Genomic DNA, 20,162 nt, shown 5'->3' with positions numbered 1-20,162 from the left:
CCCCAGCCGGAAAATAGTTCAAGGCCAGCCCATAGCTGGCCTTCTTTTTTTTGCGGCGCTGTTTAATGCGCTAACATTGACTACAATGTGCATAGCGAGCCCGTTTCAGCGGCTGCTGATCGTTTTCAATTCAAGACTGGATTTGCCATGCACCCGACCGTTGATTCCCTTATCGAATACCCCAGCGACTTCCCGATCAAGGTGATGGGTGCCACCCATGATGACTTTGCCGTCACCATCGTCGACGTCGTGCTCGAATACGATCCGACCTTCCACATCGGCCGCATGGAAGTGCGCCCTTCCGCCAAGGGCAATTACACCGGCCTGACGGTAATGGTGCGCGCCACCAGCCGCGCCCAGCTCGACGACCTGTACCGGGCACTGTCCGGCCACCGGATGGTCAAGATCGTGATGTAGATGAAGTAGCGCCACGGCGGCCATGCCTTGGCTGATTTATAATGGCAGTGCTCCGCAACCCTGTCAGCGACCACCCACATGTCCCCCACCCGCCTTGAAGCGGCCATCATCCGTGATCTCGGCCGCGCCGAGTACGAGCCCGTGTTCGCCGCGATGCGCGCCTTCACCGATGCGCGCGACACCGCCACGCCCGACGAACTGTGGATCGTCGAGCATCCGCCGGTGTTTACGCTGGGCCTCGGCGCCGACCGCGCGCACGTGCTGGCCGCCCACGACGTGCCGGTCGTCCAGACCGACCGCGGCGGCGAAGTCACCTTCCACGGCCCCGGGCAGGTGGTGATCTACCTGCTGATGGACCTGCGCCGCAACAAGCCGGGCGGCAAGCTGTATGCAAGACAGTTTGTCAACAAAATCGAGCAGGCCATCATCGAGGTGCTGGCGGCGTATAATCTGAACGGTGAGCGCATCGCCGGCGCGCCGGGCATTTACATCGCCGCGGGCGAGCGCAAGGGCGCCAAGATCGCCGCGCTGGGCTTGAAAGTGCGCGGCAACGGCTGCACCTATCACGGCGTGTCGCTCAACGTCGCGATGGACCTGGCGCCATTTTCCTGGATTAACCCGTGTGGCTACTCCGGCCTGGCGACGGTGGACATGCGCAGCATGGGCGTCGACGTGGCGCTGGCCGAGGTGCAGCAGGCGCTGGCGCGCGAACTGGCCAGCCAGCTGGCCACCATCGCCCTCGAACCAACCGAACAACAACCTTAGCCCGACTGGGCATGCAGCCAAATGACTCCTGACACCGATACCAGCATCGCCCCCGCCTACAACGCCAGCGACAAGCAAAAAGGCGCCAGCAAGACATCGCGCATCCCGATCAAGATCATCCCGATCGGCGACGCCCTGCGCCTCAAGAAGCCCGACTGGATCCGCGTCAAGGCGGCGTCGGCCTCGACCCGCTTCTACGAGATCAAGGACATCCTGCGCGCCAACAACCTGGTGACGGTGTGCGAAGAGGCGAGCTGCCCGAACATCGGCGAATGCTTCGGCAAGGGCACCGCGACCTTCATGATCATGGGCGACAAGTGCACGCGCCGCTGCCCGTTCTGCGACGTCGGCCACGGCCGCCCGGATCCGCTCGACGTCAACGAGCCGCGCAACCTGTCCAAGACCATCGCCGAGCTGCGCCTGTCGTACGTCGTCATCACCTCGGTCGACCGTGACGACCTGCGCGACGGCGGCGCCGGCCACTTCGTCGAATGCATCCAGCAGACGCGCGCGCTGTCGCCCCGTACACGCATCGAAGTGCTGGTGCCCGACTTCCGCGGCCGCCTGGCCAAGGCGCTGGCGATCTTCAAGGACGGCCTGCCCGACGTCATGAACCACAACCTCGAAACGGTGCCGCGCCTGTACAAGGAAGCGCGTCCCGGCGCCGACTACAATCACTCGCTCGAACTGCTGCGCGACTTCAAGGCGCTGTATCCGAACGCGGTGACCAAGTCCGGCATCATGGTGGGTTTGGGCGAGACCGACGAAGAGATCCTGCAGGTGATGCGCGACCTGCGCGAGCACAACGTCGAGATGCTGACCATCGGCCAGTACCTGGCGCCGTCGAACTCGCACTTGCCGGTGCGCCGCTACGTGCACCCGGACGTCTTCAAGATGTTCGAGGCAGAGGCGTACAAGATGGGCTTCGTGCACGCGGCGGTCGGCGCGATGGTGCGCAGCTCGTACCACGCCGACGAACAGGCGCACAGCGCGGGCCTGGCGATCGACGCCCAGTAACCATTCCGCAATAAAAAAGGGCGGGCCATCGTTATCGATGCCCCGCCCTTTTTGCGCCTGAACCGTGCAGAAATCGCGCGCCGCGAACCACCCATCAAAAAACCATCGTCATCCTCTGCGAAAGCTTGGATGACGTGTGCGGTGTCGCGGTGTCTCACGCAGAAATCGCAGAACCTGAAAGCGACGATAACCAAACCAACGTCATCCCCGCGACGGGAGGATGACCGATATCACCGCCGCGGGTTTAGAACTGTTCCCACTCGTCGCCGGCGGCAGGCAGGCGGGGCCGGCGCATCGGCGCCGCCAGCGCAGGCTTTGCTGCCGCGCGCGCGGCCACAGGCGCACGTGGCGCCGTCTGCGCCGCCACCGGCTCCATCCCCAGCTTGAACGCGCTGACCGCACGCGCGAGGCCCGTCGCCTGGTCGTGCATCGAACCTGCCGCCGCGGCCGATTCCTCGACCAGCGCCGCGTTCTGCTGCGTGACCTGGTCCATCTGCGCGATCGCGCGATTCACTTCCTCGATGCCGGCACTTTGCTCGCGGCTGGCCGCCGTAATCTCGGCCATGATGTCGGTCACGCGCTGCACGCTCGACACGATCTGTCCCATCGTCGCGCCGGCCTTCTGCACCAGCGTGCTACCGGTATCGACCTTGTCGACCGAATCGTCGATCAGTCCCTTGATCTCCTTGGCGGCGCTGGCCGAGCGCTGCGCCAGCGTGCGCACTTCGGCGGCGACGACGGCAAAGCCGCGCCCCTGCTCGCCCGCGCGCGCCGCTTCAACCGCCGCGTTCAGCGCCAGGATGTTGGTCTGGAAGGCGATGCCGTCGATGACGCCGATGATATCGACGATCTTCTTCGACGATGTCGTGATGTCGGCCATCGTCCTGACCACTTGCGCGACCACCGCGCCGCCCTCGGTGGCGACACTGGACGCTTCGTTGGTCAGCACATTGGCCTGCATGGCGTTGTCGGCGTTTTGCTTGACCGTCGACGTCAGTTCTTCCATCGACGACGCGGTTTCTTCGATGCTGGCCGCCTGCTGCTCGGTACGCGACGACAGGTCCAGGTTGCCGGCAGCGATCTCGGAAGAAGCGGTCGCCATCTCGTCGGTGCCGGTGCGGATGTCGCGCACGATCTTCAGCAGGTTGGCGTTCATGTCCTTCAGCGCCTGCTGCAGCTGGCCCAGTTCGTCGGTCGACGTGACCTGGATGTCTTCGGTCAGGTCGCCATCGGCGACGCGGCGCGCGCTGGCCACGGCGCGGCGCACCGGCGCGGTGATGCCGACCGTGAGCCACCAGGCGAACGCGATGCCGCACAACAGGCTCAATGCGGCCAGCACGACGACGCGGGTTTGCGCCGCGTCGCGGCTTTCCTCGATCTGGCCCTTCATGCTGTCGAGGTTCTGGCGCTGCACCGCGAGGAAGCGCGCGACCAGCGCCTGATACGACTCGGCCGCCGGCAGGTAGACCTTGGTCAGGACGTCTTCAGCCTCCTCGGGCTTGCCTTCGGCCTTCAGCCGGGTGACCTGGTCGCGGCTGGCCAGATACGTTTTGCGCACCGCCATGGCGTCGCCGTACGCCTTTTTCTCGGCGTCGGTCACCAACAGCGGCTCGAGCTTCTTGACCGTTTCCGCCGTGCCCTTGGTGGTCAGGGCAGCATTCGCGGCGAAAAACGGCACCAGCGAGACGTCGCTGCTTTTGGCGATCGCCGAGGTGCGGATGACCGCAATCGAGATGTAACGATCCCAGTCCGCCGCGTCGCGTTCCTTCTGGATCGGCTGCGCCAGCATGCGCTCGGCTTCGTGGGCAATCGCGTTGAGCTGCATGACGCCGACCACCGCGATGAGGACCGAAAACGCCAGGACAACGGCGAAGCCGAGCGCGAGCCGGGTGCCGACTTTCATATTTTTTAGCAAATTCATTGTGTGTATTTCGTAAATGGCTGCGACTGGCGCGGAGGGACGGAACAGATGTATCTGTGAGGAAACATTAACGGCGCCAGTATAGACGCCGGACCGTCGCAATGCGATGTAAAGGTTGCATTGCGGAATATTTTTACAACACTTAACTGTCCCCAAAGACCTGTTCCATAAATCGAGCAGGGCTGGCCCGGTTGTGTTCCGATTGTCTAACAGCCGCAGCCGTCATACGCCTTGAGCGATGCCGCGCGTCCATGGCGCGCGCGCGACAAACGAGTGGCATGTGTTTTGCTTTTAAGAGAATAAGTCGTGCAATGCCGACGCCAGCTTCATCACTTCTTATTCGGAAAACATAGTCATGAAAACCAAAGCCGCTATTGCCTGGAAAGCCGGGTCGCCATTGACGATCGAGGAAGTCGAGCTGGAGGGTCCGAAGGCAGGCGAGGTGCTGGTGGAAATCAAGGCCACCGGCATTTGTCATACCGACTATTACACCCTTTCGGGCGCCGATCCCGAAGGCATCTTCCCTTCCATCCTCGGTCATGAAGGCGCCGGCATCGTGCTCGACGTCGGTCCGGGCGTCAGCACGCTCAAAAAGGATGACCACGTCATCCCCCTGTACACGCCGGAATGCCGGCAATGCAAATTCTGCCTCTCGCGCAAGACCAACCTGTGCCAGCAGATCCGCTCAACCCAGGGCCGCGGCCTGATGCCCGATGGCACCTCACGCTTCTCGATCGACGGCAAACCCATCTTCCACTACATGGGCACCTCGACCTTTTCCAATTACATCGTCGTGCCTGAAATCGCGCTCGCCAAAATCCGCGACGACGCGCCTTTCGACAAGGCCTGCTACATCGGCTGCGGCGTCACCACGGGGGTCGGCGCGGTCGTGTTCTCGGCCAAGGTCGAAGCCGGCGCCAACGTGGTCGTGTTCGGCCTTGGCGGCATCGGGCTGAACGTGATCCAGGGCGCGAAAATGGTCGGCGCCGACAAGATCATTGGCGTCGACATCAATCCCGGCCGCATCGAGATGGCGCGCAAGTTCGGCATGACCCATTTCATCAATCCGAAGGATGTCGCGAACGTCGTCGACCATATCGTCCAGTTGACCGATGGCGGCGCCGACTATTCGTTCGAGTGTATCGGCAACACGACTGTGATGCGCCAGGCGCTCGAATGCACCCACAAGGGCTGGGGCCAGTCGTTCATCATCGGCGTGGCCGCTGCCGGCCAGGAAATCAGCACGCGGCCGTTCCAGCTGGTGACCGGGCGCGAATGGAAGGGTTCCGCTTTCGGCGGCGCGCGCGGCCGGACCGACGTGCCGAAGATCGTCGACTGGTACATGGATGGCAAGCTCAACATCGACGACCTGATCACCCACACGCTGCCGCTCGAACGCATCAACGAAGGGTTCGAGCTGATGAAAAGCGGCGAGTCGATCCGTTCCGTCGTGCTCTATTAGTGGCCATGGAATCGTTCCAGCTGCTCAGCGAGCACGCCTGTTTCGGCGGCGTGCAGCGCTGCTATTCGCACCACTCAAGCACGACCGGCTTGCCGATGCGCTTCTCGGTCTTCTTGCCGGCGCAGGCGAGCGCGACCAGGCTGCCGGCCCTGTTTTACCTGGCGGGCCTCACTTGTACCGAGGAGACCTTCATGGTGAAGGCCGGTGCGCAGCGCGTGGCGGCCGAGCTGGGAATGATCCTGGTGGCGCCGGATACCAGCCCGCGCGGCGCCGGTGGCGACGGTGAATCGAACGACTGGGACTTCGGCGTCGGCGCCGGTTTTTATGTCGATGCGACCAATCCACCATGGAGCGCCAGCTACAACATGTACAGCTACGTGCTCGAGCTCTACCAGCTTGTATCGGCGCAGTTGCCCGTCAATCCGGCGCACATCGGCATTTTCGGCCATTCGATGGGCGGGCACGGCGCCCTGGTGCTGGCGCTGCGCAATCCGGACCTGTTTCGCTCGGTGTCCGCGTTCGCGCCGATCTGCGCACCGAGCCGCTGTCCGTGGGGCCGGAAAGCCTTCGCCGGATACCTCGGCAGCGACGAACGGAACTGGCAGCAATACGACGCCAGTGCGCTGATGGCAAGCCGGCATATTCCCTTCCCCGGCGGCATTTTGATCGATCAGGGCCTGGCCGACAAATTCCTCGACGACCAGCTGTTGCCGGAGGCGTTCGAACAGGCGTGCGGCGCGGCGCACCAGCCGCTGCGCCTGCGCCGGCATCCCGGCTACGACCATGGCTACTTTTTCATCTCGACCTTCATCGAGGATCACATCCGGTTTCATGCAGCGCAGGCAGTCGGTAATTCAATCAATTAAATCACAGGGACTTATCATGGAAAATGCAGTGAAAATTCATCCGGCCGTCGACAATGGCATCGCACCGACGAAAGAAGGCTTCGCCGGCGGCACCCTGGCGTGCGCCTGCACGGCCGACGCGGTCACAGTGGCCCTCAATGGCCAGACCGCGCATAACCACGTCTGCGGCTGCACCCAATGCTGGAAACCGGACGGCGCGCTGTTTTCGCAGGTTGCCGTGATCTCGCGCGAGAACGTCAACGTCACCGCGAATGCCGACAAGCTGCAGGTGGTCAATCCCAACGCCACCATCAAGCGCCACGCCTGCAAGGACTGCGGCGTGCACATGTATGGCCGCATCGACAACACGGCGCACGCATTCTTCGGCCTCGACTTCGTCCACACCGAGCGCTCGACAGAGACGGGCTGGTCGGCGCCGACGTTTGCCGCTTTCGTGTCGTCGATTATCGAGTCCGGCGCCAGGCCGGAAAACATGGGCGCCGTCCGCGCCAGGCTGGTCGAGCTTGGGCTGCCGCCGTACGACGCGCTGTCGCCGCCGCTGATGGACGCGCTGGCGACGCACGCGGCGAAAATGGCCGCGGCGCCGAATTAAGCAATTCCCACGCCTCAGGTTCAACCCAGCTGTTTTTGCACTCGCCTTGGGAACGGTGCGGATGCCACGTAGCCCAGTCAGTTTGTACTCAAAAAAATATATAGGAGATTAATTATGTTATCCGGTAAAAACTTTAAACACTGGCAGCGGTGCGTGCTATTGATGTCCGCACCGGCCCTTGCCTTCGCTTCCGATATCGAATCGCTGACCAAGAATCCGCACAACTGGGCGATGCAGGCCGGCGGCATGGCCAACCAGCGCTACAGCGAACTGAAGCAGATCAACAAGGACAATGCCAAGACGCTGCAGGTAGCGTGGACATTCTCCACCGGCGTGCTGCGCGGCCACGAAGGCGGTCCGCTGGTGATCGGCGACACCATGTACGTGCACAGTCCGTTCCCGAACCACGTCTACGCGCTCAACCTCGACGACCAGAGCATCAAGTGGAAGTACGAGCCGAAACAGGACCCGACCGTGATCGCCGTGATGTGCTGCGACACCGTCAGCCGCGGGGTGGCTTACTCGAACGGCAAGATCTTCCTGCAGCAGGCCGACACCACCCTGGTGGCGCTCGATGCGAAGACCGGCAAGGAACTATGGAAGGTCAAGACCGGCAATCCGAAGGCCGGCGAAACCGCGACCAACGCGCCGCACGTGTTCAAGGACAAAGTCATCACCGGCATCAGCGGCGGCGAGTTCGGCGTGCGCGGCCGCATCATGGCGTACGACATGAACACCGGCAAGGAGCTGTGGAAGGCGCACAGCACCGGACCGGACGACGAAATGAAGGTCAGCCCGACCAAAACCATGGCCTGGACCGACGGCAAGATGGCGCCGGTCGGCAAGGACTCGTCGCTGAAGAGCTGGAAAGGCGATCAGTGGAAGATCGGCGGCGGCACCACCTGGGGCTGGTACAGCTACGACGCGGCGACCAACCTGATGTACTACGGCACCGGCAACCCGAGCACCTGGAACCCGCGCCAGCGGCCGGGCGACAATAAGTGGTCGATGACCATTTTCGCGCGCGACCTCGACACCGGCGAAGCCAAGTGGGTCTACCAGATGACCCCGCACGACGAATGGGACTACGACGGCGTCAACGAAATGATCCTGGCCGACGTCAAGGTCAAGGGCGAGATGCGCAAGGCGCTGGTGCACTTCGACCGCAACGGTTTCGGCTACACGCTCGACCGTGTCAGCGGTGCCTTGCTGGTGGCGCAGAAGTTCGATCCGGCGGTGAACTGGGCCACCCACATCGACATGAAGACGGGACGCCCGGCGATGGTCGCCAAGTACAGCACCGACAAGAACGGCCCCGATGTCAACAGCAAGGGCATTTGCCCGTCGGCGCTGGGCACCAAGGACCAGCAGCCGGCCTCCTACTCGCCGAAGACGGGCCTGTTCTATGTGCCGACCAACCACGTCTGCATGGACTACGAGCCGTTCCAGGTGGAATACACCGCCGGCCAGCCGTACGTCGGCTCGACCTTGTCGATGTATCCGGCGCCGGGCAGCCACGGCGGCTTGGGTAACTTCATCGCCTGGGATGCAGGCACCGGCAAGATCGTCTGGTCGAAGCCGGAGAAATTCTCGGTGTGGAGCGGCGCGCTGTCGACCGCCGGCGATGTGGTGTTCTACGGCACCCTGGAAGGCTATATCAAGGCGGTCGACAACACCGGCAAGGAGCTGTGGAAGTTCAAGACCCCGTCCGGCATCATCGGCAACGTCAACACCTGGGAATACAAAGGCCGGCAGTACATCGGCGTGTTGTCGGGAATTGGCGGATGGGCCGGCATCGGCCTGGCGGCCGGGCTTGAAAAACCGAACGAAGGCCTCGGCGCCGTCGGCGGCTACAAGGACCTGGCCAAATACACCAACCTGGGCGGCTCCCTGACCGTGTTTGCACTGCCGCCGAAATAAGCGGTCTTACTTCCCATCTCCACGCGTCGATACCGATATCCGGGCAGCTGCCCAGGATATCGGTACGACGGCGGCTACCCGCATGGCATGAAACATGCTGCTTATCGCCTGTGGACAAGTATAAAAGGAGACGACGATGAACAAAATTGGCCTGTTGATGTGGCTGGCCGCCGGTGTGCCGATGGTGGCGCATGCCAACGATTTCCCCACCGTGGACCGGGTTGAATATGTGCTTGAATGCATGGTCAAGCACCCCGGGAAACAAGAGTATCTCTACAAGTGCGCCTGCACGATCGACCAGATCGCCAGGGAGGTCGGCTACGACGAGTACGTCGAGATCGCCACGGCGCTGCGCCACCAGACGCTGGCCGGACCGCGCGGCGCGGGATTCCGCGACCCCGAGTCGATCAGGGCGATGGCCAACAAATACAAGGCGCTGCAGGCCAAGGCCAGCAAGGCCTGCGATGCGAAGTGACGGGGCTGGTGCCAACCGGGCGGCACAGCTGATGCCACTCACTGTTCCGGAAACGGAACACTTGCTACCTGATGAGAAATGACATGAACATTCGAACACTGTGCGCGCTGACGGCCGCATTCTGGATTTCCGGCGCGCTCGCCATCACCAACGCGGCGCCGCCACCGTACAAGGTTGTCGCCGGCACCAAGGTCGACGGCCAGACGCTGAACGGTTGGCGTACCTGGCGTTCGATGGCGTGCGAACGCTGCCACGGCGCCGCGCAGGAAGGCGGGCTCGGGCCGTCGCTGCTGGCCAGCCTGAAGGTGATGTCGCGCGACGAATTCAAGAACACCGTGCTGCACGGCCGCGCCGCCAAGGGCATGCCCAACTTCGACGGCAGCAAGCAGGTGGTCGACAACGTCGACAACCTGTACGCCTACTTGAAGGGCCGCTCCGACGGCGCCATCAAGCCGGGCCGGCTCGAGGAGATCGGCAAGTGAGCGCGATTGGCGAGCTGGCGCGCGGCGCCATCGCCGCCCTGGTGCTGGCGGCAACGGCGGCGCAGGCAGCCGAGCCGCAAGCCGGGCCGCCAGCCGGGCCGCCAGCCGCAATGCTAGCCGTGCTGCGGGTCTGCCAGGATCCCAACAACCTGCCGTTTTCCAACCGCGGCCTGCAGGGCTTCGAGAACAAGATCGCCGCCTTGCTGGCGGCGGACCTGGGGTGGAAGATCGAATACACATGGTACCCCCAGCGCATGGGTTTCATCCGCAACACGCTGCGCGCGAAAAATCCCGGTTCGGACACCTACAAGTGCGACCTGGTCACCGGCGTCGCCGCCGGTTTCGACATGGGTGCCAACACCCGGCCCTACTATCGGTCCACCTATGCGATGGCGTACGTCAAGGGCAAGGGGTTAGACGGCATGCACACGCTGGAAGACTTGCTGACGCTGAGCCCGGAAAAGCGCGCGACGCTGCGCCTGGGCGTGTTCGGCGGCTCTCCGGTGACCGACTGGCTGCTCCAGCATGGCCTGATCGACAAGATGGTGTCCTACCAGGCCCAGTCCGGCGACGCCGACCGCTATCCCGGCGAAATGGTCGAAAAGGACCTGGCCCACGGCGCCATCGATATCGCCTTCATCTGGGGGCCGATCGCCGGCTATTTCGCGCGCCAGTCGACGGCGGTGCCGATCGTCGCCGTCCCCTTGAAGTCGCAACCCGGCCTGCAGCTCGATTTCGAGATCGCGATGGCGGTGCGCTTCGGCGAAGCGGAATACAAAAAGCGCATCGACGACGCCATCGAGCGCAACCGGCCGCAGATCAACGCCATCCTGGCGCAGTACGGCGTGCCGCTGCTCGGCCAGCCCGAGCGCGCCGCGGCCCGCTGACAAGGATCGCCGATGACTTTTTTTTCCTGGCGCTGCATCCTCGCCGCGGCCTGTGTGCTGGCGGCGCAGCCGGCAGCGGCGCGAGCCATATCGGCGGCCGAAACGCTGCTGTTCCAGGCCAATCACCTGCAGAATGTGCGCGCGCCGCTGACGCTGATCTATGCATTCCACAAGGCGGGCAGCCTCGAGCAGGGCTTCGACGACCAGGTCCGGCTGATGCTCAGCCTGGACAAACCGGCGGTGACGATGCATTTCCTGTCGGGCGACAGGCAGCGCCCGGTGCCCATTGCGGACAATCCGGAAGGCAACCCGGTATTGCTCGGCTTCCTCGAGCGCGACATCGCCGAGATGGCGCGCCGGACCGGCGGCTCGGGCAACTACTTTCGCAAGCGGATCCGGCTGGCGCTGGCCGAGTCGGCGCAAGTGCGGCCGCAGCGATTTAGCTACGCCGGCAAAGCGGTGGACGGAAACGCCATCAGCATCGCGCCCTACCTGAACGACCCCATGCATCACCGCTATGGACAATACGTCGGCAAGCGCTATACGTTTGTCGTCAGCGCCCAGGTGCCCGGCGGCGTGTACGAACTACGCGCGACGGTGGCGGGCGCGTTGGGCGCCGCGCCGCTGCTCGAGGAAACGCTGACGCTGGTGAGCGCCGAGAGCGGCAAGCGCTGAGTGCAGAGAATGGGGGCCAGGTGTCAGCGTTAAAACTGTTTGCATTCGACTATGCGTCGGCCAGCTCGCCGGACGGCGCACTGCCCGCGTCGGTCCGGCACCAGGGGCAGATGATGCTGCGCGCGCTGCTGTCCGACCTGGTCGAGTTGCCCGGAATCGAGCTCATCACCATCGGCGCGCCGGGACCGTTCCGGCGCCGCTTCGACGCCTGCGTGCAGGCGGCCGACGCGGTGTGGCCGTTGGCGCCGGAGGCGGGCGGTATGCTCGAGCGGCTGTCGCGGCAGGTGCTGCGCAGCGAGCGCATCCTGCTCGGCAGCAAGCCGAACGCGCTGCGCGTGGCCGGCAGCAAGCTGCGCACGTCGCGCGCCCTTGCCAGGGCCGGCGTCGCAGTCGTCCCCACCTACTCGCCTGGCCAGCCGTTACCGCCGTCGACCGGCGCCTGGGTGGTCAAGCCTGACGACGGCGCCGGCTGCCTGAACAGCCGTATCTTTCCCGGCGCCGAAGCGGCGCTGGCATGGATCGCGGCCAGCGGCGAGGCCGGCTGGGTACTGCAACCGTTCTTCCCCGGCAAACTGGGCAGCCTGTCGCTGCTGTGCTGCGACGGCGCCGCCCAGCTGTTGGGCTGCAACGAACCGCGCATCGCCGTGCGCGACAATCAATTCCATTTCCTCGGCACCACCGTCAACAGCATGCCTGACGCCGACGGCGGCTTCGAACGGCTGGCGCAGGCGGTCGCCGCCGCCATTCCCGGCCTGTGGGGGCATGTCGGGGTCGACTTCGTGATTGCCGAGCACGGCGTGGTGGTGCTGGAAGTGAATGCCCGCATGACCACGTCGTATGCCGGCCTGCATGCGTCGATCGGCTGCAATCCCGCCGCGCTGGTACTTGACTTGCTCGCGCAGCCGGCCGGCACGCCGCGCGTGCGCGCCAGGCCGGTCGCCATCAGCGTCGACGTGGCCGCGTTCGGCGGCGCCTGAGCTAGCGGATCACTACGCCCCAGGGCAACTTTCCGACCGCGATATCGCGCAGTTTGACGTTGCGCGCAGAATCGATCACCGAGACGTTGTTGGAACGGCCGTTGGCGACGTACAGCTTGCTGCCGTGCGCGGTGAGCGCCATGTTCCACGGGCGAAGGCCGGCGACTCGCCGAGCGCCACTGTGCCGGCCGGCTTGCGACCGACCAGGTCGATCAGCGGCAGGCGGTTGTTCGGCTGGTCGCTGACGTATAGCCAGCGATGGTCGATGCCGGCGGCCAGGCCGCGCGGCTTGCTGCCGGCGGCGATCTCGGCCACCACCAGGTCGCCGGCGATGTCGATCACCGACACCGTGCCGGAGCCCTCGTTCGGGACGTAGGCGAAGGGCGCGGCGTGCAGCGGCAGTGACGCCAGCAGCGCCGTCGGGCCAGTTGGCGCAAGTGTTCGATCATGGATTCTCGCGGCGCAAGGGGGGATGAATGGAAAAGGCGACGGCTCAGCCGCCGGCGCCGGCGCCACGCCACATGCGCGCCAACAGGCGGTCGCGGTCGACCAGTACATGCTTGGCGACGGCGAGCAGGTGCACGCCGATCAGCACCGCGAGCAGCACGGCGGTCACCTTGTGGGTCTGGTTCAACACCGCATAGACCAGCTTGTCGTCACTCCCCCACGGCGCCAGTCTGACGGTGTTGAACAGCTTGATGCCATGCTTGCTGAAATTGGACGCCAGGTAGCCCGACAGCGGCATCAGCACCATGCAGGCGTACATCGCCAGGTGGCTGGCGCTGGCGGCGCGCCGCTGCCAGGCCGGCATCGGCAGCGCCGGCGGCGGCGCATGGCGCAGGCGCCAGAAGATGCGCAGCACGATCAGCAGGCCGATCACCAGGCCGATGCTCTTGTGCTGGTTGATCCACCAGCCGCGCGCCGGCGTGTTGCGTGGAATGGCGTCGAGCAGCCAGCCAAAGGCGAACTGGCCCACCAGCAGCACCGCGAGCAGCCAGTGCAGCACGATCGCGGTGCGGGTGAATTGTTGGGTGGCGAAGAACTTCAACGGCGCGCTTCCAGGTCAGTGCAGCATGGCTTTATCGGGATTGATGATGTTCAGCCGCTGCACCTTGCGGTACAGGGTGTTGCGGCTGATCTTGAGCTGCCGGGCCAGGGTCGAAATGTTCCAGCTGTGCCGCGTCAGTTCCTGGATCAGCGCATGGCGTTCCGCGTTCTCGAGCGGATTGAGGTCGACCTCCGGTGCCGTCGCTGCCGTCGCGACCGTCGCGACCGTCGCCGCTGCCGCCGCGGCGCCAAACTCGGGCGGCAGGTCGGCGATCGTCAGCAGGTCCGTTTCGCGCAGCGCGATCATGGTGCGCAGCAAGTGGCGCAACTGGCGGATATTGCCCGGCCACTGGTGCTGGTCCAGCGCGGCGAGCAACGGGCCGTCGATGACGACGTTGCCGTCGCCATCGCTTTCCTGCATCGCCAGGTGACGTATCAGCTGCTGGCGGTCGGTGCGCGCGCGCAGCGGCGGCAACGTGATGGTGACGCCGTGCAAGCGGTAGAACAGGTCTTCGCGAAATTGTTTCAGGGCGATCCTGGCTTGCAGGTCGCAATGGGTGGCGCTGATCAGGCGTATGTCGAGCTTGACCGGGGCGTCGCCGCCGAGCGGCAGCACTTCGCGCTCCTCGAGCACGCGCAGCAGCCGCGTCTGCAGCGCGACCGGCATGTCGCCGATTTCGTCGAGGAACAGCGTGCCGCCGTTGGCCTGCAAGATCTTGCCGCACTGCCCGTCCTTGCGGGCGCCGGTAAACGCCCCCGACGTGTAGCCGAACAGTTCGCTTTCGATCAGCGCTTCGGGAATCGAGGCGCAATTGATCGCCACAAACGGCTTGTCGGCGCGGCTGCCCGAGCGGTGCAGCGCCTGGGCGAACATTTCCTTGCCGGTGCCGGTCTCGCCGAGCAGCATGACGGCGACATTGCGTTCCACCACGCGCTTGGCGATCTGCACGTTATGCAGCATCGGCGGGTCGCCGAACTGCAGCAGGTCGAGCGCGGTGGCGGCGCCGGCGGCCGGCGCCGCTGCCTGGGCCGGCTGGCGAGCCTCGCGCAGCACCGGCGCCGGCGCGTAGCTGACGGCGAAAAAGCGCGCGCCGTTGCGAATCTCGAAGATCGGTACTGGATGGAATGCTTTCTTGACGCTGCAGTCGACCAGGCCCGAAAAGGAAATGTTGAACAAGTCGGTAATGTCGCGCCCTTCGATCTCGGCAGGACTGTGGAAACCGAGCAGCAGCAGCGCGCGGCGGGTCGCCGCCACGACCCGGCCGGTAACCGTTACCGCAATCGCACCTTCACTGAGCGTGCCGACAAATTCGGGCCGGCTATGAAAGCGCACGATGTACTCGTTGCGGAACTGGTGCAGGAACACGCGGTTTTCGATCATTTGGACCGATGCGCTGACGAGCGCCAGCGTGTGCTGCTGGGCCAGCCTGGACTCGCCGGAAGCGTCGAGCACGGCCACCAGCTCGCCGCTGTGGTTGAAGATAGGCGCCGCCGCACAGCTGAGCCCGATGTTGCGCGACAGGTAGTGCTCTTCCTGGTGCACCGAGATCGGCCGCCGCTCGACCAGGCAGGTGCCCATGCCGTTGGTGCCTTGCACCCGCTCGCTCCAGATGGCGCCTTGCATCAGGCCGGTTTTCGAGGCCGCGTGGGTGAAGCTGGGATCGCCAAAGAAGTTGAGCAGCACGCCGTCGCGGTCGGTCAGCATGATGGCGTAGCCGGAACCGGCCAGCTGCTGGTACAGGTTGGCCATTTCGACTTCGGCCACGCTGCGCAGGTCGGCCAGGCTGTCCTGGCGCTGCTGCAATTCGGCGCGCCCGACGACCTCGGGATCGTCGTGGCTGTCCGGATCGAGCTGATAGTCGTTCAGGCAGCGGATCCACGACTGGGTGATGCCGCCGCCGCTGTCGGCCGGCTCCCGCGCCATTCTGTTCTGCACAACCGAACGCACTCTTTTGACGTGCTCCACGGCAAAATTAGACATGCTGTCTCCTAAGGTCCGGTCGCTGATGGCCGGGGCCTACTGCCCAGCCAGTGCCACTTTATGGACTATTATTGCTTTGATCGATGAAAAAACGGCAGCTGCTGTTCAAGAATACTCCGTTATGCATACCGGAGGTTACAAAAAAGCGAATGTGCATTTCAGTACACGGATACGCGGTCGGGCAGGTACAGCACCAGCGTGACGCCGGCCCCAAGCAGCAGCATTTGCACGACGGTGTCGCGCGCCGACGCCGCTTGCTGGATTTTCGGCATCAGGTCGCTCAGCGCGATGTACAGGAAGCCGGACGCCGCCAGCACCAGCACATGCGGCATCCATGCCGCGCGCCAGCGCCAGGTAGCCGACCAGGCCACCGGCCGCCGCCAGGCTGCTGCACAGCAGGTTGCACACCAGCGCACGGCGGCGCGAATAGCCGGCATCGAGCAAGATGATGAAGTCGCCAACCTCGCGCGCCAGTGTGTGGGCGCCGATCGCCAGCGCGGTGAGCACGCCCAGTTCCGGCCTGGCGAGGAAGGCGGCGGCGATCAGGATGCCGTCGGTAAAATTATGCAGGCCATCGCCGACCAGGATCATCCAGCCCGCCTTGCCTGTCCGCTGCGGCGCCTGGCCCGGACGCCGCCGGGCGCGCTGCAGGGTCGCGTATTTTTCGAGCACGAAGAACGACAGCAGGCCGGCCAGCAAGGTGGCGCACAGGCTGCGCTTGTCGGCGGTCGCTTCGAACGCCAGCGGCAAGGCATACAACAGGGCGGCGCCCAGCAGCAGCCCGGTCGACAGGCTGAGCACGCGTTCGACCATTCTCGTCCGCAACGAATACGACAGCGCCGCGGCCGCCGAAATGGTGATGGCGCCGGCTAGCGCGGTGGTCAGGAGGATCATTTGCAGCGTGGCGTCGATGGTCGTTCCTTGTGACGGGGACTGCGTGCGCGATGTGGCACGCTTGGACATACGCAACTTCCATGCCGAGCCCGGCTTTAGCCTCGCCGGCGGCGCCATCGGGCGCGCTGGTCCGTTTCCGGTACAGGCCCCCGCCAGCCTTGTTCAGCAAATAGAACATGCTGCTTTGTAACAATGAACCGGCGCCACGTGTTTGCCTTGCCGCGCCCCGTTGTTGCCCGCTGGCGCGATTACTGCCTTATGCATTCTGCCCCCCCCTACTTTGCGGGCCGCCGACGAAACTGCATGGAGAACTGTCGAAGAAATGATGTCGAAAATTAAGTTAGGCCGCTTCCTGCCTGCCACCACACCTGCCCTTTTACTGGTCCTGGTACCGCTGCTGGTCCTGGCAGCGGCGGCGCGGGCGAGCGAGCCGGCGCCGATGGCGCAGGTCTTCATCGTGGCGAGCACCCCGCTGGCCGGCGTCGGCCTGCAAAAAGAACAGGTCGCCAGCGCGCTGCAGACCGCCAGCGCCGGCGACATCGAACGCAGCGGCGCCCTCGACCTGTCCGACTTCCTCAACCGCAGCCTGGGCAGCGTGCACCTCAACGACAACCAGGGCAACCCCTTGATGATGGATGTCAGCTACCGCGGCTACACCGCTTCTCCGCTGCTGGGCACCCCGCAGGGACTGTCGGTGTACATGGATGGCGTGCGGCTGAACCAGCCTTTCGGCGATGTGGTGCTGTGGGACCTGATCCCGAAGGAGGCCATCGCCTCGGTCAGCCTGATGGCCGGCGCCAATCCCCTGTTCGGCCTGAACACCCTGGGCGGCGCGCTGGCGATCCGTACCAAAGATGGCCAGACCGATCCCGGCACGGCGCTGGAAGCGTCGGTCGCCAGTTTCGGCCGCCGCAACGTCGGCCTGCGCCACGGCGGCAGCAGCGCCAACGGACTCGACTGGCTGCTGGTCGCCAACGGCTGGCGCGAAGCCGGATGGCGCGACGATTCCCCCTCGCGCCTGGGCCAGGTGTTCGGCAAGCTGGGCTGGCACGATGCGCGCTCGTCGCTGAAGCTGACCTACGCCTATGCCCGAAGCAGGCTCAACGGCAACGGCTTGCAGGAAGCGCAGATGCTCGAGGAGCGCCGTGCGAGCGTGTTCACCAAGCCGGACACGACCGCCAACCACGCCAGTTTCGTCAACCTGGAAGCGCAATCGCGGCTGTCCGACTGGCTGCAGCTGGCCGCCAATGCGTATTACCGCAACACCCGCACGGCCACGCATAACGGCGACCTGAACGACGAAGCGCTGGGCGGATCGGTCTACTACACGGGCCAGCCGGCCGACCGTGTCTGGCTCGGCGCCAACGGCTTCGGCAACCCGGCGGCGGAAAACAGCGCCGGCTTCCCGAGCTGGCGCTGCATCGCCCATGCCGGGCGCAATGCCGAGCCAAACGAGAAATGCACCGGCCTGGTCACGACCACCGCCAGCGGCCAGCAAAACGCCGGGCTGTCCGCGCAAGTGACTTTCGTCACGCAGGGGCAGGGCTACCGCAACCAGGGCGTGGCCGGCGTCGGCTACGACGCCAGCCGCGTCCGCTTTCTGCAGTCGTCCCAGTTCGGCTACCTCAATCCGGATCGCTCGATCACCGCCGTGGCGGCGTTCGCCGACGGCAGCCAGGATTCGGAAGAGGCCTTCGACCAGCGCGTCGACCTGGACGGCAGGGCGCACACCTGGAGCGTGTTCGGCAGCGACACGCTGTCGCTCGGCACCGCCTGGCACCTGACCTTGTCGGCCCGCTACAACCGCACCCGGCTGGCCAACAGCGACCACCTGTTCCCCTACAATAACGCCACCACGCAGGGCGAACAGCGCGGCTCGCTCGACGGCGACCACCTGTTCCGCCGCTTCAATCCGGCCGTCGGCGTCAGCTTCACGCCCAGCCGCGCGCTCAACGCCTACGCCGGCTACAGCGAAAGCAGCCGCACTCCGACTTCCATCGAACTCGGCTGCGCAGATCCGAATTTCGGCTGCCGCCTGCCCAACTCGATGGCGGGCGACCCGCCGCTCGACCAGGTCGTCTCGACCACCTGGGAAGCTGGCCTGCGCGGCAAGCTGGCCGGGCGCAGCCATTGGAACCTGGGCCTGTTTCGCGGGGATAATCATCGCGACATCATCTTCGTCGCCAACACTGCCTCGACCGGTTACTTCAAGAACGTCGGCAAGACCCGCCGCGCAGGTGTCGAAGCCGGCATATCCAGCGTTGGCGACCGCCTCAGCCTGAGCGCGGACTACACCTGGCTGAGGGCGACCTACCAGTCACCCGAACGGCTCGGCAGCCAGGCCAACAGCGGTGCCGAGGGCGGCGCCGTCAATGTCCGGCGCGGCGACCGGATCCCGTCGATTCCGCGCCACATCTTGAAAGCGGCCGCCGGCTACCAGTGGCGGCCGTTCTGGTCGGCTGGCCTGCAGGTGATTGCCATCGGCCGCAGTTTCGTGCGCGGCAACGAGAACAACCTGCATGTGGCCGGCGTGCTCAGCCCGGACGGCATCAGTTCGTTTGGCGCCGGCCATGTGCCCGGTTACGCCGTCGTCAACCTCAATGTCAGCTACCAGCCGGACGTCGCATGGACGCTGTCGGCCAACGTCAGCAACCTGGCCGATCGCCGCTACGCCTCGGTCGGCCAGCTGGGCCCGTTCGCCTTCGCTGCCGACGGCGCGCTGCGCAATACCGACAGCGACGGCACCAGCTTCTTCACGCCGGGTGCGCCGCGCGCCGTGTCGCTGCGGCTGCGCCATGTGTTCTAGTCAGGCCCACAGCTTGATCAGCGGCCCTGCTTCTTCGATCAGGAAGGACTTGAATTGCCTGGCCGCCGGCGACAGCCGTTTCGCCGCCAGGTGCGTGATGTGCCAATGCCGCACCAGCGGCAGGCCGGCGACGTCGAGCAGCACCAGGTGGCCCGAAGCGAGTTCGTGGCGGATCGTGCGCAGCGACAGGAAGCTCAGCCCCATGCCCGCCATGACGGCTTGCTTGATGGTTTCGTTGCTCGGCATTTCCATCACGATGCGCGGCTGAATGTTGTTCTCGGCGAACAGGCGCTCCATCGCCTGGCGGGTGCCGGAGCCGCTCTCGCGCACCACGAATTGCTGTTCATCGAGGATCGACAGCGGCGCGGCGCGCCGGCGCGACAAAGGATGCTCGGGTGAACTGATGACCCCCAGTGGATTGGTGGCAAACGCGGTGGCGACGCAATCGATGGTGTCCGGCGCGCGCCCCATGATGACCAGGTCGATCTCGTTGCGCGTCAGCAGCTGCATGATGCTTTCGCGGTTATGAATTTGCAGCGACACCTCGATGTCCGGGAAGCGCTTGCGAAACTTCACCAGCAGCATCGGCACGAAGTACTTCGCCGTGCTGACCATTGCCAGCGTCACCCGGCCCTTCTTGAGGCCGCGCCGCTGCGCCATCGCGTCGTCCAGCTGCTTCAGTTGCGCCACCGCGCCGATCGCATACGCCTCGAAGTCCAGGCCGGCATCGGTCAGGGCGATTTTTCGTCCGACCTGCTCGTACAACGCGATGCCGACGATTTCTTCGAGCTGGCGGATCTGCATCGACACCGCCGGCTGGGTGACGTGCAGCACCTCCGCCGCGCGCGAGACCGACAGTTGGCGGGCGACCTCGAGGAAGGTGTCGAGTTGACGAAGCGTGTAACGGCGCATGGCGACCACCTATCAGTTCCAGCTTATGCAATCGATTATCTTATTGATTAGACCTGATAGTAGACA

19 protein-coding genes and 1 pseudogene are annotated in these 20,162 nt (G+C 64.8%); 13 read left to right on the top strand and 7 right to left on the bottom strand.

What is annotated here, in order from left to right; genetic code table 11:
• Window positions 1-147 precede the first annotated feature (147 nt).
• From CR105_RS01305 to lipA, 3 genes are all read left to right on the top strand, one after another.
• Window positions 148-417 carry a DUF493 family protein gene (locus CR105_RS01305; RefSeq protein WP_099786616.1) on the top strand — a complete coding sequence of 90 codons (270 nt, stop codon included), beginning with the start codon at window positions 148-150 and terminating at the stop codon, window positions 415-417.
• Window positions 418-495: 78 nt separating this feature from the next.
• Window positions 496-1,182 (top strand): lipoyl(octanoyl) transferase LipB, encoded by a 687-nt coding sequence (lipB, locus tag CR105_RS01300; protein WP_099786615.1) that lies wholly within the window; start codon window positions 496-498, stop codon window positions 1,180-1,182.
• 21 nt (window positions 1,183-1,203) lie between these two features.
• Window positions 1,204-2,199: a lipoyl synthase gene (gene lipA / locus CR105_RS01295; protein WP_099786614.1), complete on the top strand. Its 996-nt coding sequence runs from the start codon at window positions 1,204-1,206 to the stop codon at window positions 2,197-2,199.
• Between the two features lie 244 nt (window positions 2,200-2,443).
• Here lipA and CR105_RS01290 read toward each other — a convergent pair whose 3' ends face one another.
• Window positions 2,444-4,120 carry a methyl-accepting chemotaxis protein gene (locus tag CR105_RS01290; RefSeq protein ID WP_099786613.1) on the bottom strand — a complete coding sequence of 559 codons (1,677 nt, stop codon included), beginning with the start codon at window positions 4,118-4,120 and terminating at the stop codon, window positions 2,444-2,446.
• A 355-nt stretch (window positions 4,121-4,475) separates the two neighbouring features.
• Between CR105_RS01290 and CR105_RS01285 the strand changes: the two genes are divergently transcribed.
• The 9 genes from CR105_RS01285 to CR105_RS01245 all read left to right on the top strand — a co-directional run bounded on the left by CR105_RS01285 (window position 4,476) and on the right by CR105_RS01245 (window position 12,456).
• Window positions 4,476-5,582 (top strand): S-(hydroxymethyl)glutathione dehydrogenase/class III alcohol dehydrogenase, encoded by a 1,107-nt coding sequence (locus tag CR105_RS01285; protein ID WP_099786612.1) that lies wholly within the window; start codon window positions 4,476-4,478, stop codon window positions 5,580-5,582.
• Window positions 5,583-5,587: 5 nt separating this feature from the next.
• Window positions 5,588-6,448 (top strand): S-formylglutathione hydrolase, encoded by an 861-nt coding sequence (gene fghA / locus CR105_RS01280; RefSeq protein WP_099786902.1) that lies wholly within the window; start codon window positions 5,588-5,590, stop codon window positions 6,446-6,448.
• Between the two features lie 16 nt (window positions 6,449-6,464).
• Entirely contained in the window at window positions 6,465-7,040 is a 576-nt protein-coding gene (gene gfa, locus CR105_RS01275) for an S-(hydroxymethyl)glutathione synthase (RefSeq protein WP_099786611.1), read from the top strand.
• A 162-nt stretch (window positions 7,041-7,202) separates the two neighbouring features.
• Window positions 7,203-8,960: a methanol/ethanol family PQQ-dependent dehydrogenase gene (locus CR105_RS01270; RefSeq protein ID WP_099786610.1), complete on the top strand. Its 1,758-nt coding sequence runs from the start codon at window positions 7,203-7,205 to the stop codon at window positions 8,958-8,960.
• A gap of 136 nt (window positions 8,961-9,096) precedes the next feature.
• Entirely contained in the window at window positions 9,097-9,435 is a 339-nt protein-coding gene (locus tag CR105_RS01265; RefSeq protein ID WP_229413542.1) for a hypothetical protein, read from the top strand.
• Window positions 9,436-9,518: 83 nt separating this feature from the next.
• Complete coding sequence (locus CR105_RS01260; protein WP_229413540.1) at window positions 9,519-9,917, top strand: c-type cytochrome; 399 nt, start codon at window positions 9,519-9,521, stop codon at window positions 9,915-9,917.
• Entirely contained in the window at window positions 9,914-10,804 is an 891-nt protein-coding gene (locus tag CR105_RS01255) for a quinoprotein dehydrogenase-associated putative ABC transporter substrate-binding protein (RefSeq protein WP_218968642.1), read from the top strand. The genes CR105_RS01260 and CR105_RS01255 overlap by 4 nt, the downstream gene beginning before the upstream one ends.
• A 12-nt stretch (window positions 10,805-10,816) precedes the next feature.
• On the top strand, window positions 10,817-11,479 hold the full coding sequence (locus CR105_RS01250; protein WP_099786608.1) for a hypothetical protein: 663 nt from the start codon (window positions 10,817-10,819) through the stop codon (window positions 11,477-11,479).
• 20 nt (window positions 11,480-11,499) lie between these two features.
• The gene (locus tag CR105_RS01245) at window positions 11,500-12,456 is read left to right on the top strand and encodes an ATP-grasp domain-containing protein (protein ID WP_099786607.1); all 957 of its coding nucleotides are present in this window, start codon (window positions 11,500-11,502) and stop codon (window positions 12,454-12,456) included.
• Between the two features lies 1 nt (window position 12,457).
• On the opposite strand, the gene CR105_RS29425 is transcribed toward CR105_RS01245, so the two are convergent.
• The 5 genes and pseudogenes from CR105_RS29425 to CR105_RS01220 form a co-directional block, all read right to left on the bottom strand.
• A complete protein-coding gene (locus CR105_RS29425) occupies window positions 12,458-12,598 on the bottom strand; it encodes a hypothetical protein (protein ID WP_099786606.1) in 141 nt (46 codons plus the stop codon).
• Window positions 12,532-12,972 (bottom strand): YncE family protein, encoded by a 441-nt coding sequence (locus CR105_RS01235; protein WP_180288052.1) that lies wholly within the window; start codon window positions 12,970-12,972, stop codon window positions 12,532-12,534. The genes CR105_RS29425 and CR105_RS01235 overlap by 67 nt, the downstream gene beginning before the upstream one ends.
• The gene (locus CR105_RS01230; RefSeq protein ID WP_099786604.1) at window positions 12,950-13,504 is read right to left on the bottom strand and encodes a cytochrome b; all 555 of its coding nucleotides are present in this window, start codon (window positions 13,502-13,504) and stop codon (window positions 12,950-12,952) included. The genes CR105_RS01235 and CR105_RS01230 overlap by 23 nt, the downstream gene beginning before the upstream one ends.
• A 15-nt stretch (window positions 13,505-13,519) precedes the next feature.
• Window positions 13,520-15,484, bottom strand: coding sequence for a sigma-54-dependent Fis family transcriptional regulator (locus CR105_RS01225; protein ID WP_099786603.1), 1,965 nt, complete (start codon window positions 15,482-15,484; stop codon window positions 13,520-13,522).
• Between the two features lie 158 nt (window positions 15,485-15,642).
• Window positions 15,643-16,378: pseudogene (locus CR105_RS01220) on the bottom strand (ZIP family metal transporter).
• A 325-nt stretch (window positions 16,379-16,703) separates the two neighbouring features.
• Between CR105_RS01220 and CR105_RS01215 the strand changes: the two are divergent.
• Complete coding sequence (locus CR105_RS01215) at window positions 16,704-19,184, top strand: TonB-dependent receptor (RefSeq protein WP_229413538.1); 2,481 nt, start codon at window positions 16,704-16,706, stop codon at window positions 19,182-19,184.
• Here CR105_RS01215 and CR105_RS01210 read toward each other — a convergent pair whose 3' ends face one another.
• Window positions 19,185-20,096: a LysR family transcriptional regulator gene (locus tag CR105_RS01210; RefSeq protein ID WP_099786898.1), complete on the bottom strand. Its 912-nt coding sequence runs from the start codon at window positions 20,094-20,096 to the stop codon at window positions 19,185-19,187.
• Between the last annotated feature and the right edge of the window lie 66 nt (window positions 20,097-20,162).

Source organism: Massilia eurypsychrophila, assembly GCF_002760655.1.
GTDB lineage: Bacteria > Pseudomonadota > Gammaproteobacteria > Burkholderiales > Burkholderiaceae_D > JAFCUW01.
Note: the sequence above shows the minus strand (reverse complement) of the source record. Positions and strands in the feature narration are given on the sequence as shown.